Raw genomic sequence first — 16,293 nt, 5'->3', positions numbered from 1 at the left:
TTTAGATAAATATTTTATTGTTAGAGAAGTAGTATATATTTAATATTTTATCGTGTTATTTGTATAATAGTATGTTAAATTTCAATAATGATAATTTTTTTATTTATATTTTTCTAGAGATGTAGTGTTTTGATTGATTGTGATTGAAATTAAAAAATTGTGTTAGATAATATTAATTTACAACAATTTTTTAGATAACTGATTTTTCATTGATTTAAAATATTTTGCAATATTTTGTTATATAAATTTTAAATTTAAATTTTTTATAAAATTAAATTATATTTTTTATTACCGTATAATTTATTTTTATAATTGTTTTATTTGTTTTATATTAAAATTTAATAAGTTTATTTTTATTGAATTTTACAAGATTTTTTAAGTATTTCCCAAAAGTTTTTTTTAGTTCGAATGCATATCCATTGGTTATTGATGTATTGGAAATGGTATCCATTTTTATTTGTTGCTAACCAAATTTGGTATAATGATTCTTGTTTGTTAATAATAATTTTATTATTGTTGCTTAATGTGATAGTTATAATATTTTGATGTATGTCATAATCAATATCATTTTTTTCTTGATATTTATCGATTTTATTTTCAATATTTAGAAATAGTTGTTCAACTAATTTATTGTAATTATTTTGTAATAATATAGTTTTTTTTTTTCATTTTAAATTCCTTGTACAATTTAAAATTATATTATGTTTTTTAGTATTCAGATAAATTTTTAAATTGAATTAATTTAGATAGAATTCAAATTTAATTTATAATTTTATCATAAATACCAAATAATAGTAATATTTTAATTTAAAAATTTATTTAATAAAATATATATATGATTAATGAAAATTCCAAATTAAAATTTTCTAAGATGCACGGTTTAGGTAATGATTTTATAGTGATAGACATGATTAGGCAAAATGTATCTATTACACAAACTATAGTTAAAAATTTATCTAATAGATATACTGGAATAGGTTTTGATCAACTGTTATTAGTTGATTATTCTAAAAATGCAAATGCAGATTTTCATTATAGGATTTTCAATTCAAATGGTATAGAAGTGACTCAGTGTGGCAATGGAGCTAGATGTTTAGCTTTGTTTATATTATTAAATAATCTTTCAAAGAAAACTGTATTTTCTGTACATACTAATATTAATTCAATATTAATTTTAAAAATATTAGATAATAAAAATGTTTGCGTGAATATGGGAATTCCTTCTTTTGAACCGAATGATATTCCTTATTTAATTCAGTATACTCCTAAACCATATACGATAAAAATTTTTGATTATGTATTAAATTTTGATGTGGTATCGATAGGAAATCCTCATTGTATTATTTATGTGAATAATTTGGATGCATATCCAGTTCAAAAGATAGGTTCTATGTTATCTATTCATAAATCATTTCCTAAAGAAATCAATGTAAGTTTTGTAGAAATATTGTCTTTAAATAACATTTCTATAAGAGTTTATGAACGGGGTGTTGGAGAAACTTTATCATGTGGAAGTGCAGCATGTGCTGCTGTAGCTATAGGAATTAATAAAGGATTATTACGTGATAAAGTTAAAGTTAGATTTTTAAAAGGATGTTTAGATATTATGTGGAAAGGTGGTAAAAATGGATTATATATGATAGGTTCAGCTACTCATGTTTATGATGGATATGTTAATTTATGTAATTTTTTATAAATAGAATAATAGTTATAAAATTTATATATTTTAAGTTGTATTTATTGTTTATAATATTTTAATATATAAATTAGTTATTTTTTATTAAAAATAATTATTTTTAATTTGTAAGTTAAATAATAGTTTTGATACTGTTATTAAAATAATATATATAAAAATTACAAATGTATTACTTTGTGTAAGATTTTTCATTATGAAACTTAAAATTTTTTCATGTCATAAAAATTATATACAACGTGGTAGTCAAGCTTTTACAGAAGTTACCATAGCTCTTTTTTTAGCTGGTTTTTCAACTTTTTCTCTATTATATTGTGTACAACCTATTCTTTTTTTATTTTCTAAAGAATTTTCTTTGAGTCCTGTACAAAGTAGTTTGTTTTTATCAGCACCTACAGCAATGATGTCTATTGGGATGTTATTTGCAGGTCCGTTATCAGATTCAATAGGTAGAAAGGTAGTTATGTCTACTTCTTTATTTTTAGCTTCTTTTTTGACTTTTTTTTGTTCAGGTATGAGTACTTGGGAAAATATTGTTTTAATGAGAGCTTTAACAGGATTAGCATTGAGTGGAGTAGCATCAGTAGCTATGACATATTTAAGTGAGGAAATGCATCCTGGGATTTTGTCTTTTTCTATAGGATTGTATATTAGTGGAAATACTATTGGTGGTTTTGCAGGAAGGTTTTTGAGTAGTTTGTTATGTGAATATTTTTCATGGAATGTTGCTTTAGAATTTATAAGTTTTTTGGCGTTTGCATTTTCTATTTTGTTTGTATTTTTATTACCTACATCAAAAAATTTTTCTTCTGTAAATTTAAATTTTCGTCATATTGTTTCAAATTTTTTAAGACAATGGAAACATCCAGTTACATCTAAGTTGTTTTGTATGGGGTGTTTATTAATGGGGAGTTTTATAACGATTTTTAGTTATATTGGATATAGATTAATATTAAAGCCTTTTTATTTTAATCAAACTTCTATAGGTTTGTTATCAGTAATTTATTTAATAGGTGTATATAGTTCTCCTCAAGCGGGTATTCTTATTAGAAAATACAAAAAAAGTATTATATTAATAACGGCATTAATGATGATGATTTTTGGTATTTTAGTTACGCAGTGGAATACAATGTTTTTAGTTATTTTAGGTTTGATATTATTTTCGGCTGGTTTTTATGCAGCTCATTCTGTTACTAGTACTTGGATTAGTCAACAATCAAAAGAAAGTAAGGGATCAACTTCTTCGATTTATTTGTTTTCTTACTATTTAGGATCAAGTGTTTTTGGAACTGTTAGTGGAATATTTTGGTCTGTAGGGGAATGGTTAGGAATTTCAATTTTTGTGATTAGTTTTTTACTTATTGGAATATTTTTTGCAATGAAATTGCTAAAATATCAAAAAACTATAATATAGAATTAGTATTAAAATATTCTATATAATGAATTTTTATTAATTGTATATGGATGATATTTTCATATAAATTTATATAATGATATAGAACTATTGTTTATGTGAATTATATGATATAAAATATTCCTTAAAAATAATATTATTATAGTACATTTTATATTTTGTATTTTATTTTAAATAATGTATTATATCTATATCTTTAAAAAATGGTTTAAAGATTATGCTTCATTATTTTTCTACTGTATATTTTAATCATGTGTTGATTTTATGTATTTGTTTGTTGTGCATATTTATTTATGAAGCGGTTAATGGTTTTCATGATGCAGCAAATTCAATAGCTTTAGTTACTTATACTCGTTCCACTAATGAAAAAACAGCTATATTAATGTCAGGGATGTTTAATTTTTTTGGTGTCTTTTTTGGTGGTTTAAGTGTTGCTTATGCTATAATTTATTTGTTACCTAATAATTTATTATTAAATATTAATACTTTATCTGGTTTAAAAGCAATTTTTTCTATATTATTATCTGTAATTCTATGGAATTGTTTTACGTGGTTCATGAGTTTACCTACCTCTAGTTCGCACACATTAATTGGAGCTATTATTGGAATTAATGTTGTTAATGTGTTTATCAGTCATTTTTCTATTTTTAGTTTGATTAGCTTAAAAAAAATAATATATGTTTTTTTATCTTTAATTTTATCTCCGATATTTGGGTTGGTGATAGCTGGAAGTTGTGTATTTTTATTAAAAACTTTTTATTGTTTTATGAAATTAAAATCTTGTATTAATATGTCTCCTGCAAGTGATATAAATCAAGATGATAAAAAATCATTATTTTGGATAAAATTAACATTAATTTTGTCTTCTTTAGGAATAAGTTATTTTCATGGATCTAATGATGGCCAAAAGGGAATTGGTTTAGTAATGTTAGTTTTAATTTGTATTTTCCCATCTCAATATTTAATAAATTTGAATATGTCTACGTATGGATTAGTAAAAATTAAATTATCTGTTGATAATTTAGAAAAATACTATTTAAGTAATAGGTATTTAATAGATAAGAATTTAAGTGGTGTTATTTCAAAAGAAATTATTGAACCATTATTATTTGTAAAAAAGATTGATTGTAAAAAAAATAGTGGTATATTAAATATTATTGATTTTGTAAAAAATTTGTTGTATAAAGTCTCAAGCTATAAAGAATTAAATGTTATTCAGTGTGATCAGTTACGTAAATCTTTATTATGTTTAGGAAATTTTATAGATGTTTTAAATCATATATTAATAATTAAAGCAAAAGATAAATATTTTTTGTGTGATTTGAAAAAAAATTTATTAAAAACTATTGAATATGCACCTAATTGGGTTATTATTTTTGTTGCATTATCTCTTTCAGTTGGAACAGTAATAGGATGGCGTCGTATTACGAATACTTTTCAAAATAAATTGGGACGAAAAGAGATAACATACGTTCAAGCTATATCTACTCAATTAACTACAGCAGCTTCTGTAAGTTTAGCCAGTTATTCAGGTATGCCTGTTTCAACGACACACATTATGTTTTCTTCGTTAGTAGGTACAATGTTAGTAAATAAAAGTGGTGTTCAAATTAAAACAATTAAGAAAATTATTATTACTTGGTTATTAACAATTCCTATTTCTATATTTTTATCAAGTATATTATATTGGATTAGTATTAATTATTTTTAATTATTATATAGAATGCATTTATTTTATAGTTTTATGTTTATAATGTTATCTGATAAATTTGATATTAAGGAAAATATAAGTATGAATTATAAACATATTTTAGTAATGATAGATTTATCTTCAGAAAGTTATTTTTTAATGAAAAAAGCAAGTTTAATTTCTAGTTTTTGTGATACTAAGATATCTATAATTTATATAAATGTTAATTACTCTAATATGTATCCAGGATTGATTGATGTAGACAGTAGACATTTGCATGTATATTGTGGTATGAAACAAATTAGTAATATATTAAAAAGTTTTAAAGATTATATTTTTTGTCCTATTTATAAGACTTTTCTTGGGAATGGAGATTTGGTATCATGCTTGTTAAATGTGATTAAAAAGTATAATATAGACTTGGTTATCTTTGGACATTATCAGGATTTTTGGAGTAAAATGTTGTCTTCAGTACGTCAAATAATTAATTCTTTGCATATAGATATGTTAGTTGTACCTTTTCGTCCATATAATTAATTTTTATAAAAAATTTTTAAGTAGTTTGATGAAGATTTTTATTTTTAGTTTTGTTTTTTAATATATTTTTGTATTTATAAAGTTTTTAAATTTATTAAGTTGATTAATGTTAAATGTTTTTATTTAAAAGTTTTAAAAAATTAATTAAAGACTAAGATCATTTTATATGAATTTGATAAATTTAAAAATATTTTTATTAAATAAAATATTTTAGTAAATATTTTAAAGTGAATAGTAAAAATATTTATAATACTAAGATATGTTAATATTATCATGTTATATAAAATTAATATAGACAAAATAAATAGTTGTATATAACTTATATTGTTTAAAATATTTATTTTTGTTGAAAACATAAATTTAATTAAATAACGAATAAAATATTAGAGTTTATTTTTAAATTATATTTGTGATATTAAGTTATTAGTTATTTTTATGTGTGTATTTGTATAATATTTAGTTTAACATAAAAATTGAAATTTTTTAAATAAAAGAGGATGTAATATTATGTCATCCATGTCAGTTGTAAATAATTTACAACGTATAGATGTAAACAAAAAAACACAACCTCATGTTATATCTAATAACAATATTCATATTAATAATAAAAGCAATTTGAATTCATCATTAGCTGTTGATAACATTAAACATGATGATGTATTAAGTTTAGTAAATAATTCAGAGCATAAGAATAATAATTCAGTACATTCAAATATTTCTCCTAATCCGCTTATTCATTTAGAAAATACTTCTAATATTCATACTTCGATTTATAAGCCTGATTTAAAACATCATGAACCAATGAATAATTTTAAATTAGCTTTTACTTCATTGTATAATATAGCTAGTTCTTTTTTTAGTCGGCTTTTTTCTAATTTTCATTTATCTAAGATATTTAATTTAGATCCTGTTATTAAAGCTTCTCGTAAATTTGTAAATTTTGTGGTTTGTTCTTTTAATAAATTATGTGATTTTGTTTCAAATTCTTTTAATTATATTTTAAAAATAGGAAAGAATGTTGTAAATAATATTGTTAGCGTTGTAAAAAATTCTGTACAACGTGTTATTGATTTTGGAAGTAATATTTTTCATAGTATGTATAATTTTGGAAAAAATGTTATAAATAGCGTTATTAATACTACTTCAAGCGCTGTAAAAAATGTTATTGATTTTGGTAAAAATTCTGTAAATTACACAGTTAATTTAGGGAAAAAAGCGGTAAATGGTGTTGTTGATTTTGGGAAAAATGCTGTTTCTGGAATTTCTAATTTAGGTCAGGGAATATTTTCTTCAGTTGTTCATTTTTTTAAGAAAGATGATTCTTCTCATGTTGTCGTATTACATGATAGTAAAAAAAAAACTCAAACTAGATTTAGAAGAGATGCTGTGTATAAAAAAGCAATAGTTTCTGATAAAATAAAAAATTTTCTTGCTACGCATCATAAGATTTCTAGACCTTTTTGGAAAGGTTTAGATTCAATTAGTGGGCCAGAAAATTCTAAAAATATTGGAAAAAGTTTCTTTACTAGTTTTGATACTTTACGTAAAACTTCTGGATTAAATGATAAATTTTTAAATGAAAGTAAAAATTCAATTTTACAAATAGATGGAAAACAACTTTCTAAATCTTCTCCACAAGTAACGTTAGATGACTTTAAAGAGTTTGTTCCTGATTTAGAAACAAGGCAGTTAATTTCTTCTTATTCACACCAAGGAATTCTTTCTCCTGGTTATGTAGAATTATTTGCTGAACATCCAGATTTAGTTTCATTTCAACCGAAGAATTCTCAATTTTTTTATGTAGCTAATGAAATCGATAAAGGTGTTTTTCAGTTTACTGCAACAAGTCAGGCAGATTTAGAAAAAACTTATGAAACATCGGATCATAATAAATATCATTGTTTTGGAGTTCAAGCATCTATGACTTTATCAAAAGATAAGCTTCCTAATGATATAGAATATTCTTATTATTTAAGATAAAAGTTCATTTCATAAATATGATATTAAAGTTTCATTGTATTTTTTGTAAAAATATAATATAAGAATTGTTATTAGAATTTTTTGTTTTATATTTTTACTTTTTTGGAGTATATAAATAATTATATTTTATATACTCCATTTTTTTAAATTTTTTTATTTTAAAGAAGTATTTTAGGAATTTGTAATTTCTTTAAGTATATTTATATTTTGGGTATAACTTTTTTTAAATAGATTCAGTACATTTTTAGCATTTATTTTATTTTTATATAATGAATATTAAAGATATCAAAGTTTTTGTGTTAAAATTAAATTATATTTTAAGAAAATATATTTCACTTTTTTATATGAAGTAAACGATATTATTAATATTTGTTTATTAATATGAATATGTAAATTATAAAATTTTTACAAATAAAATACTTTATTAAAAAATTTTTTTATTAAAAAATTTTAAATGAATGAAATTAAAATTATTAAATGTTATTCTTTAATTTTATTTAATTGAGTAATGACAATATTTTTTTTATTTGTAATAGATTAATAGAATTAGGTATATTTTTTTTAAAACAATAATAAAAAATATTTATAGAGTTGTATTGATTAGTTTTTAAATAAGTTTTAAGTGATATTTAATTTTTTTATTCAAAATATTCGTTAATTTTTTTTGAATTTAATTTTGTTTATGAAAATTATTTAAAACAAATTAATTATTTTTATTATAATTTAATAAAGATGTATATATAATATTTTAAATTAAGTAGATGTTTACTTTTACCAATAGTGTTCGCTAGTAATATTACCCGGTTTTCGTTTCAGATTTTTAGTAAGATTTCTTTTTTTAATCAGTATATTTTTTGTTTCTTGTATCATATTTGGATTTCCGCATAACATGACATGAGAATTATTTTTTTCAATGTATAGATTAATATTTTTTTCTAGTTCTTGTGTTTCTAATAGTTGAGGGATTCTTCCTATAAGTGAAAAATTAGTTTTTTCTCGGCTTATTATAAATTTAATTTTTAATTTTCCATTATAGTTTTTTTTTAAAGTATAAATATCGTTTAAATATGAGAGATCTTTTTTGTAACGAACAGCATGGATTAAGATAATTTTATTAAATTTTTCAGTATTTTTTTTATTTTTTAATATTGATAAATATGGGCCAATACCTGTACCGGTAGATAGCATCCATAGTTTCTCACAGGGATGAATGTGATCTAGCGTAAAAAATCCTGATGATTGTTTTTTAATTTTTAATTCATCTAACTTTTTTAGATTATATATTTGAGAAGTGAATTGTCCATTCTTTATTAAAATCATATAAAATTCTAAAAATTTTTCATTTGGAGTATTCACAAAAGAATATGCTCTTTGTATTATTTTTCCATTTTTTAGTGGATATCCTAATTTAGTAAATTGACCAGCAATGAAAGGATCAATGTTTGCTTGTAAGATTAAACTAAATAAATTATTTTCCCATTTTTTTATTTTTATTATTTTAGCTACTATCCAAGTATTCATATTTTTTTAATTAATATTTTATTAAAAACTTAATTTTTATTTGTATTTGTTTTAAGTATGTTTGAGTAATAATATCATATGTTTTAATATTTTTTAATGATAGATTTAATAATTATTTAAAAGATGTTATTTGTTTTAAAATTAGTGAATTTTTTAAATTTATAATTAACATTTATTAATTTTTTAATAATATGTTTTTATATAATTTTATATATATTAAAAAGAGTTAAAGTTTTTATAGAAGATATAATATATGTATTTGTTATATTACGATTTATTTTTTTAATTATGATTAGAGTATTTAAGTAATTTTTTGATTTTGTTATCATAGAATATGATATATTTGTTAACAATATAATATTTTATTGAGTTCCATATATTGTAGTTATAGCTGTAATATCAAATTAAAACCTATAATATTTATGGAAAATAAAATGAAAAAAAAATTAATAGAACTTAATACGTTTAAGGTTAATACTTGTTATCAACCTAATCCTACTGTTATTTTTAATCAGTTATGTAAACATAAGTCTGAAACTTTATTATTAGAATCTGCAGAAGTTGATAAAAAATGTAATGTTGAAAGTATGATGATTATAGATACTGCATTAAGAATTTCAATATTATATAATATAGTTACTTTACAAGCATTTACAAAAAATGGTATAAGTTTGTTGTCTGTATTTAAATCTTTGTTGCCTAAATGTGTAATGATTTTATCAGATAAAAATCCTTTAAAAATAAAATTTCCTTTTTTTTCTTCAAATTTAGATGAAGATCAAAGATTGAAGTCATTATCTATCTTTGATGCAATTAGATTATTAATTAAAAGTGTTAAAAATATAAGTAATAATGAATTAAAATCTATGTTTTTTGGAGGTTTTTTTTCATATGATTTAATTACGAATTTTGAAAATTTACCGATATTAAAGTCTGATCAAAATTGTCCAGATTTATGTTTTTATATTTCTGAGGTATTATTGGTATTAGATCATAAACGTAGAACATCTGTGCTTCAAGTTAGTTTGTTTACTGATGATAGTTTTGAAAGAACTAGATTAAAAAATAGGTCTATAGAATTAAAGAATAAATTAAACAAAAAACTATCATCAATACAATTTTGTAAATTACAAAATATGATTTTAAAGTATGATATATCGGATAAGGAATATAATGATATCGTAGTAAATATGAAAAAATCTATTTTGAATGGTGAAGTTTTTCAAGTTGTTCCTTCAAGACGATTTTATCTTCCTTGTGTTAATCCTTTATTATCATATGATTTTTTAAAAAAGAACAATCCTAGTCCATATATGTTTTTTATGCAGGATCGAGATTTTACTTTATTTGGTGCTTCACCTGAAAGTGCATTAAAATATGATTCGTTTTCTAAGAAAGTAGAAATATATCCTATTGCAGGAACAAGACCTCGAGGAAGAGATTCAGATGGATTATTGGATTTAGATTTAGATAGTAGGATAGAACTGGAAATGAGAACTAATCATAAAGAGTTATCTGAACATTTAATGTTGGTGGATTTAGCTCGTAATGATTTAGCTAAAATTTGTAAACCAGGAACTCGTTATATAGCTGATTTAATAAAAGTAGATCGTTATTCACATGTTATGCATTTAGTTTCTCGAGTAGTTGGATTATTGCGTGAGGATTTAGATTTTCTGCATGCATATCAATCATGCATGAATATGGGTACTTTAACTGGAGCACCAAAGATTCGAGCTATGGAATTAATTGCGTCTGTTGAAAGAAAAAAAAGAGGTAGTTATGGAGGAGCTATAGGATATTTTACTGGTTTAGGAACTTTAGATACTTGCATTATAATTCGTTCTGCTTATGTGGAAAATAATATAGCAGTTATTCAATCTGGAGCTGGGATAGTATTAGATTCTATACCTCAATTAGAATCTGATGAATGTAAATATAAAGCTCAGGCAGTTTTTCAGGCTATATTTGATTCTCATACTCATTGTGCTATATAGAGTTGTATAATATGATGAATGATATATTGTTATTAGATAATTTTGATTCTTTTACTTATAATTTAGTAGATCAATTGCGTATTAATGGTCATAATGTTGTAGTGTATCGTAATACAATTCAAATAAATGTGATTTTAAATAGATTATCTCAATTAAGTAATCCTGTGCTAATATTATCTCCTGGTCCAGGAACTCCAGATTGTGCAGGTTGCATGCCTACATTATTAGTTAAATTAAGAGGAAAAATTCCCATTATAGGTATTTGTTTAGGACATCAAGCTATAGTAAAGATGTATGGCGGAGAAGTGGATTATTCTGGAGAGGTGTTGCATGGAAAAACATCTTTAGTATCTCATGATAATAAAGCAATGTTTAAGAATATGCCTAATCCATTTTCTGTGGCAAGGTATCATTCTTTAGTATGTAGTGTAATTCCAAAAAATTTAGTAGTTAATGCATATTTTAATGATATGGTTATGGCTGTGAGAAACAATTATGACAAAATTTGTGGTTTTCAATTTCATCCAGAATCTATTTTGACTGTTTTAGGCGCTAAATTTTTACAAAAAACTATACAATGGACTCAGTTTTAAATTTTAAAATATTTTTTAAAAAAATTTTTTATTGTATACTATTTTTTAAAATGAGCATTTTAATTTTATATAATTAAATTTATAAATATATTTTTTAGAAGTGTTATATGTGTAGTTATTAAAAATTTTTTAATATTGTTAGTTAGAGAAGATTAATAAAAAATATATTACTACTTGATTATTTTTGACTAATTTTAAATTTAATATGGTAATTTAATAAGTTTTATAAAATAAATTAAAAAATATTTTAAAAAAATTATACAGTTGATTGAGTAGATTTAATATTAAAAATTTTTTAATTTATTTATTTGATTAATTAATATAGTTTTTAAAAATATATTTTTTTTTAATTATCAAGTAATTTTTTTAATCTTTCCTATCTATAGTAAAGATAGGAAAGTATTTATTTTTATAATAAATAAGTTCACAAAATAAAACGACTAAGATCTTCGTTAGATATTAATTTGTCTAGATGTTTTTTAACGTATTTTTCGTCAATAATAATAGTTGTTTTATTTTTTTGATCACTAGCATGAAATGATATGTCTTCCATTAATTTTTCTAATACAGTATGTAATCTTCTAGCACCAATATTTTCCATAGATTCATTAACTTTCCATGCTGCTTCGGCAATATTTCTTATACCTTCTTTAGTAAAGTTAATGTAAACCTTTTCTGTTTCTAATAAAGCTTGATATTGTACTGTAATTGAAGCTTTTGGTTCTGTTAAAATTAATTCAAAGTCATTGATAGTTAATGCCTGTAACTCTACTCTTATAGGAAGCCTTCCTTGTAGTTCTGGAATAAGATCTGAAGGTGTTGAAATTTGAAAAGCACCAGAGGCAATAAATAAAATGTGATCTGTTTTAACCATACCATGTTTTGTAGAGACTGTACAACCTTCTATTAAAGGTAGTAAATCTCTTTGTACACCTTCTCGAGATACATCAGGTCCAGATGCACCGTGGTTTCTACATATTTTATCAATTTCATCAATAAAAACAATTCCATTTTGTTCAACGGCATAAATAGCTTCTTTTTTTAATTCTTCTAGATTGATTAATTTAGATGCTTCTTCTTCTATTAGTAATTTCATTGCATCTTTTATTTTTAATTTTTTAATGTTTTTTTTATGTCCACTTAAATTTTGGAATAATGATTGTAGTTGATTAGTTAATTCTTCCATTCCTGGTGGTGCCATAATTTCGATACCCATAGGTGTTACGGAAATATTTATTTCAATTTCTTTATCATTTAGTTTACCTTCTCTTAATTTTTTTCGAAAAGATTGTATTGCTGCATTAGGTTGATTATCATCTTTTTCTGTTGTTTCTTTCCACTTTTTTTTAATTGTTGGTACTAATACATCTAATATTTTTTCTTCAGCTAGTTCTTTTGCTCTTTTTTTATTTTTTTTTATTGCTGAACTTTTAATCATTTTAATTGCAGAATCAGTTAATTCTCTAATAATTGAATCTACTTCTTTACCAACATATCCTATTTCGGTAAATTTTGTAGCTTCGACTTTTATAAAGGGAGCATTAGCTAATTTAGCTAATCGTCTAGCTATTTCAGTTTTACCTACTCCTGTAGGACCAATCATAAGAATATTTTTTGGTGTTATCTCGTATCTTAGTTCTTTATTAAGTTTCATTCGACGCCATCTATTTCGTAATGCAATAGCTACAGCGCGTTTTGCTTTTTCTTGACCAATAATAAATCGGTCAAGTTCTTTTACTATTTCTCGAGGAGTCATTTCTGACATAAAGAAACCCTTATTGTATTGATGTTAATTCTTTTATAGTAAAAATATTATTAGTGTATATACATATTCCAGATGTGATCTTTAGCGCTTTTTCTACAATTTTTTTTGCAGTCAGAGAAGTATTTTCTAACATTGCTATTGCGGCTGCTTGTGCATATGATCCTCCGGATCCAATGGCCATAAGATCATTTTCTGGTTGTATTACATCTCCATTTCCGGTAATAATTAATGATATTTCTTTATCGGCTACTGCTAGTAATGCTTCGAGTTTTCTTAAGATTTTATCAGTCCTCCAATCTTTTGCTAATTCAATCGCAGAACGTTTTAGTTTTCCTTGATACATTAATAACTTTTTTTCAAAGAGATCAAATAAAGTAAATGCATCAGCTGTTCCTCCAGCAAATCCTGCAATAACTTTATTATTGTAAAGGTATCTTACTTTTTTTACATTACTTTTCATAATAGTATTTCCTAATGTTGCTTGTCCATCTCCTCCAATTACTACTTGTTTTTTGTGTCTTACGCTAAGAATAGTTGTCACTGAATCGTTCCTTTTATTAAATTAAAATTATAAATTTTTGATATATTAAGGTTACATTAAGTATAAAATATTGTAGTATTTTTTTTTGTGTTATTTAGTGAATATAAATATGGATATTAAAAAAATAACTTTTATATTTTTGTGAGTGTAATTTTGATTTTTTGGAATTTATATTATTTTTGGATGTAAATTTGATGTATATACGTGATATTTTTAATACAAATTATGTCATAATTTATAAATTTATTTTTTTATATATTAATAAATATTTTGTTAGAACGATCTATATTTATTTGTTTAGAGATTTGATTTTTAAAAATTTCAGAAAATTATATGTATTTTTTTTTTGATATATATATAATATCAATTAAATCTAAAATAAATATGTATTCATTTAAATAAAAAATTTTAGTAAAAGAGAGAATTACATATATTTTTTTATTTTTTAATGTTTTATATATTTATTTTAAAAATTTTTTATTATACGTATACTTTATTAAAAGGTCTTATGAAAACAAATATTCATCCTAATTATATTAAAATAAAAGTAACATGTTCTTGTGGAAAATGCACTTATATTTTTTCTACTTTATGTAAAGACATTAATATTGATGTATGTTTTAAATGTCATCCTTTTTATACAGGTCAACAGCGTTTATCTGATACTGGTGGCAGAATAGAAAAGTTTAACAAAAAATTTAAATTTATTACTTATTAAATTAATATTTTAAAAAATATTTTTGTAATGCAAGAAATATGTATTTTACTATAAGATTTTGGTAATATTGATTGTTTAAATTTTTTGCTTCTTTGGGATTGCTTATAAAACCTGTTTCAATTAGTATAGATGGAAAAGAAGTAGAGTTAAGAATGGCAAATCGGGCAAATTTTGGTTGTGTTTGATTTAGATTTGTAACATTATGCAACTCTTTTATGACTGTTTTTGCTAGTTCGTATTTTATTTTATTAATATTGTTATATTTTTTTAGTTTGTTTTTGTTAAGGATATGTTTTTTTGTATTAGAGAATATCCAGACGGATATTCCTGATATTTTTTTATTATTTGTTGAATTTGTGTGAATTGAAATTAATAAATTAGCACGTTTTTTTTGAGCTGTTTGAGTTCTTTTTCTAATAGGAATGAAATAATTTCCATTTCTTATCATTATTGCTTTAAAAATTTTAATTGTATTTAATTTTTTTGTTAACTTTTTTGCTATAGATAATGTGATATTTTTTTCTTGAATTTTTTTATTATTACTAATAGCACCTGGATCTTGTCCACCATGCCCTGCATCGATAGCTATAATTATTTTATTTTTTTGTTGTTTTTTTGATAATGGGTGTGCGTTGTAAGTAAAAATAAAAATTTTGTTGTGTTTTTTTTTTGTGTTTTTTTTAAATGTTTTTGTTAATTCAAAAAATTTATTCTGAATAAGAATATTTTGATATGTTGATGAAAAATTTAGTAGTGATTTATAATAAAAAAAAAGAATATTTTTTTAGGAGTGTATTTTTGTATAATAATTTTTTTTGTTTTTTATTGTGATTTATAATATGAATATCAGAAAGTATTGTTTTTGTATAGGAGATTTTTGGTATAAATAAAAAAATTGATATTATAATTGTATAAAACATTTTTAACAACATTGATTTAAATCCATAGATAAATAAAATTAACTCTAAATTTTATATAGTGTATTTAAGAAATAGAATTTTAATTTTTTAAATGATTTTATACTTTGTACTTAGCGGGAAACGAGATTTGAACTCGTGACCCCAACCTTGGCAAGGTTGTACTCTACCTACTGAGCTATTCCCGCAATAAATTAGAATTAATTATATATAAAAAATTTTTTTTTTCAAGTATTAAATGAATAAATATATTTTAGTATAAATTAATTTTATAATTGAAAAAAATGTTTTTTATAAAAAATCAATTCTTGAATAGATTCTTGTAAATCTAATAGTGCTTGATGTGAATATTTTTTTGTAAATTTTTTATATAATTTAGGTTTCCAACGTAAAATTAATTCTTTTATAGAACTAACGTCAATTTGTCTATAATGAAAGTATTTTTCTAAAGTAGGCATGTATTCTTTTAAGAATAGTCTGTCTGTACTTATACTATTTCCACACATGGGAGATTTGTTTTTTGGAATCCATTTTTTCAAGAAAGTAATTATTTTTTTTTCTGCTAAGTGTTCGTCATATAGACTGTGTTTTATTTTATTAATTAATCCATTTTTGGTATGAGTAGTGATATTCCATTGATTCATTAAATTTAATTCACATTGGTTTTGATGAATTACAATTATTGGACCTTGAGCTAAAATATTTAAATTTTTGTCTGTTACTAGGGTTGCAATTTCTATAATTTTATGTATTTTTGGATTTAACCCTGTCATTTCTAAATCTATCCATATTAGATTTTTAAAATTATCGTTCATGTTTTACCTAAATAAGATTTTGTATGAATTAAATTAGATTTATAGTTATAAATTTTACATATTTTTGTTTTACATCACGATTATTATTTGTTAATAAGTAATTTTTTATTAA

14 protein-coding genes and 1 tRNA gene are annotated in these 16,293 nt (G+C 22.4%); 8 read left to right on the top strand and 7 right to left on the bottom strand.

The window, feature by feature from the left end; translation table 11 throughout:
* Nucleotides 1–353 precede the first annotated feature (353 nt).
* Complete coding sequence (gene cyaY, locus UAR70_02625; protein ID XBC40005.1) at nt 354–653, bottom strand: iron donor protein CyaY; 300 nt, start codon at nt 651–653, stop codon at nt 354–356.
* A 182-nt stretch (nt 654–835) separates the two neighbouring features.
* On the opposite strand from cyaY, the gene dapF reads away from it, so the two are divergent.
* The 5 genes from dapF (at nt 836) to UAR70_02600 (ending at nt 7,314) form a co-directional block, all read left to right on the top strand.
* The gene (gene dapF / locus UAR70_02620) at nt 836–1,696 is read left to right on the top strand and encodes a diaminopimelate epimerase (GenBank protein XBC39735.1); all 861 of its coding nucleotides are present in this window, start codon (nt 836–838) and stop codon (nt 1,694–1,696) included.
* Between the two features lie 193 nt (nt 1,697–1,889).
* The gene (locus UAR70_02615) at nt 1,890–3,107 is read left to right on the top strand and encodes an MFS transporter (protein ID XBC39734.1); all 1,218 of its coding nucleotides are present in this window, start codon (nt 1,890–1,892) and stop codon (nt 3,105–3,107) included.
* Between the two features lie 217 nt (nt 3,108–3,324).
* A complete protein-coding gene (locus UAR70_02610; protein ID XBC39733.1) occupies nt 3,325–4,818 on the top strand; it encodes an inorganic phosphate transporter in 1,494 nt (497 codons plus the stop codon).
* An 81-nt stretch (nt 4,819–4,899) separates the two neighbouring features.
* Entirely contained in the window at nt 4,900–5,334 is a 435-nt protein-coding gene (locus tag UAR70_02605) for a universal stress protein (protein ID XBC39732.1), read from the top strand.
* 507 nt (nt 5,335–5,841) lie between these two features.
* Nucleotides 5,842–7,314, top strand: a complete 1,473-nt coding sequence (locus UAR70_02600; protein ID XBC39731.1) for a hypothetical protein — start codon at nt 5,842–5,844, stop codon at nt 7,312–7,314.
* A gap of 771 nt (nt 7,315–8,085) precedes the next feature.
* Here UAR70_02600 and UAR70_02595 read toward each other — a convergent pair.
* Nucleotides 8,086–8,835 carry a ferredoxin--NADP reductase gene (locus UAR70_02595; GenBank protein XBC39730.1) on the bottom strand — a complete coding sequence of 250 codons (750 nt, stop codon included), beginning with the start codon at nt 8,833–8,835 and terminating at the stop codon, nt 8,086–8,088.
* A gap of 434 nt (nt 8,836–9,269) precedes the next feature.
* Here UAR70_02595 and UAR70_02590 point away from each other — a divergent pair, with 434 nt between their 5' ends.
* Nucleotides 9,270–10,832: an anthranilate synthase component 1 gene (locus tag UAR70_02590; protein ID XBC39729.1), complete on the top strand. Its 1,563-nt coding sequence runs from the start codon at nt 9,270–9,272 to the stop codon at nt 10,830–10,832.
* 14 nt (nt 10,833–10,846) lie between these two features.
* The gene (locus tag UAR70_02585; GenBank protein ID XBC40004.1) at nt 10,847–11,425 is read left to right on the top strand and encodes a gamma-glutamyl-gamma-aminobutyrate hydrolase family protein; all 579 of its coding nucleotides are present in this window, start codon (nt 10,847–10,849) and stop codon (nt 11,423–11,425) included.
* A 424-nt stretch (nt 11,426–11,849) separates the two neighbouring features.
* Here the strand turns inward: UAR70_02585 and hslU are convergent, their stop codons facing one another.
* Nucleotides 11,850–13,190, bottom strand: coding sequence for an ATP-dependent protease ATPase subunit HslU (gene hslU, locus UAR70_02580; GenBank protein ID XBC39728.1), 1,341 nt, complete (start codon nt 13,188–13,190; stop codon nt 11,850–11,852).
* A gap of 10 nt (nt 13,191–13,200) precedes the next feature.
* The gene (gene hslV / locus UAR70_02575; GenBank protein ID XBC39727.1) at nt 13,201–13,731 is read right to left on the bottom strand and encodes an ATP-dependent protease subunit HslV; all 531 of its coding nucleotides are present in this window, start codon (nt 13,729–13,731) and stop codon (nt 13,201–13,203) included.
* A 508-nt stretch (nt 13,732–14,239) separates the two neighbouring features.
* On the opposite strand from hslV, the gene rpmE reads away from it, so the two are divergent.
* Nucleotides 14,240–14,449, top strand: a complete 210-nt coding sequence (rpmE, locus tag UAR70_02570) for a 50S ribosomal protein L31 (GenBank protein XBC39726.1) — start codon at nt 14,240–14,242, stop codon at nt 14,447–14,449.
* A gap of 1 nt (nt 14,450) precedes the next feature.
* On the opposite strand, the gene UAR70_02565 is transcribed toward rpmE, so the two are convergent.
* The 3 genes from UAR70_02565 to orn all read right to left on the bottom strand — a co-directional run bounded on the left by UAR70_02565 (nt 14,451) and on the right by orn (nt 16,181).
* Nucleotides 14,451–15,032: an N-acetylmuramoyl-L-alanine amidase gene (locus UAR70_02565; GenBank protein ID XBC40003.1), complete on the bottom strand. Its 582-nt coding sequence runs from the start codon at nt 15,030–15,032 to the stop codon at nt 14,451–14,453.
* 449 nt (nt 15,033–15,481) lie between these two features.
* Nucleotides 15,482–15,554, bottom strand: a tRNA-Gly gene (locus UAR70_02560).
* Between the two features lie 81 nt (nt 15,555–15,635).
* The gene (gene orn / locus UAR70_02555; GenBank protein ID XBC39725.1) at nt 15,636–16,181 is read right to left on the bottom strand and encodes an oligoribonuclease; all 546 of its coding nucleotides are present in this window, start codon (nt 16,179–16,181) and stop codon (nt 15,636–15,638) included.
* Nucleotides 16,182–16,293 lie beyond the last annotated feature (112 nt).

Source organism: Buchnera aphidicola (Chaetogeoica yunlongensis), from assembly GCA_039829965.1.
Taxonomy (GTDB): Bacteria; Pseudomonadota; Gammaproteobacteria; order Enterobacterales; family Enterobacteriaceae; genus Buchnera_B; species Buchnera_B aphidicola_BA.
Note: the sequence above shows the minus strand (reverse complement) of the source record. Positions and strands in the feature narration are given on the sequence as shown.

Excerpts from the sequence above, each read along its gene's own strand:
- orn (XBC39725.1), bottom strand. The coding sequence starts at position 16,181 with ATGAACGATAATTTTAAAAATCTAATATGGATAGATTTAGAAATGACA.
- UAR70_02610 (XBC39733.1), top strand. The coding sequence starts at position 3,325 with ATGCTTCATTATTTTTCTACTGTATATTTTAATCATGTGTTGATTTTA.
- UAR70_02600 (XBC39731.1), top strand. The coding sequence starts at position 5,842 with ATGTCATCCATGTCAGTTGTAAATAATTTACAACGTATAGATGTAAAC.
- UAR70_02590 (XBC39729.1), top strand. The coding sequence starts at position 9,270 with ATGAAAAAAAAATTAATAGAACTTAATACGTTTAAGGTTAATACTTGT.
- rpmE (XBC39726.1), top strand. The coding sequence starts at position 14,240 with ATGAAAACAAATATTCATCCTAATTATATTAAAATAAAAGTAACATGT.
- hslU (XBC39728.1), bottom strand. The coding sequence starts at position 13,190 with ATGTCAGAAATGACTCCTCGAGAAATAGTAAAAGAACTTGACCGATTT.
- UAR70_02595 (XBC39730.1), bottom strand. The coding sequence starts at position 8,835 with ATGAATACTTGGATAGTAGCTAAAATAATAAAAATAAAAAAATGGGAA.
- UAR70_02585 (XBC40004.1), top strand. The coding sequence starts at position 10,847 with ATGAATGATATATTGTTATTAGATAATTTTGATTCTTTTACTTATAAT.
- dapF (XBC39735.1), top strand. The coding sequence starts at position 836 with ATGATTAATGAAAATTCCAAATTAAAATTTTCTAAGATGCACGGTTTA.
- UAR70_02615 (XBC39734.1), top strand. The coding sequence starts at position 1,890 with ATGAAACTTAAAATTTTTTCATGTCATAAAAATTATATACAACGTGGT.
- UAR70_02605 (XBC39732.1), top strand. The coding sequence starts at position 4,900 with ATGAATTATAAACATATTTTAGTAATGATAGATTTATCTTCAGAAAGT.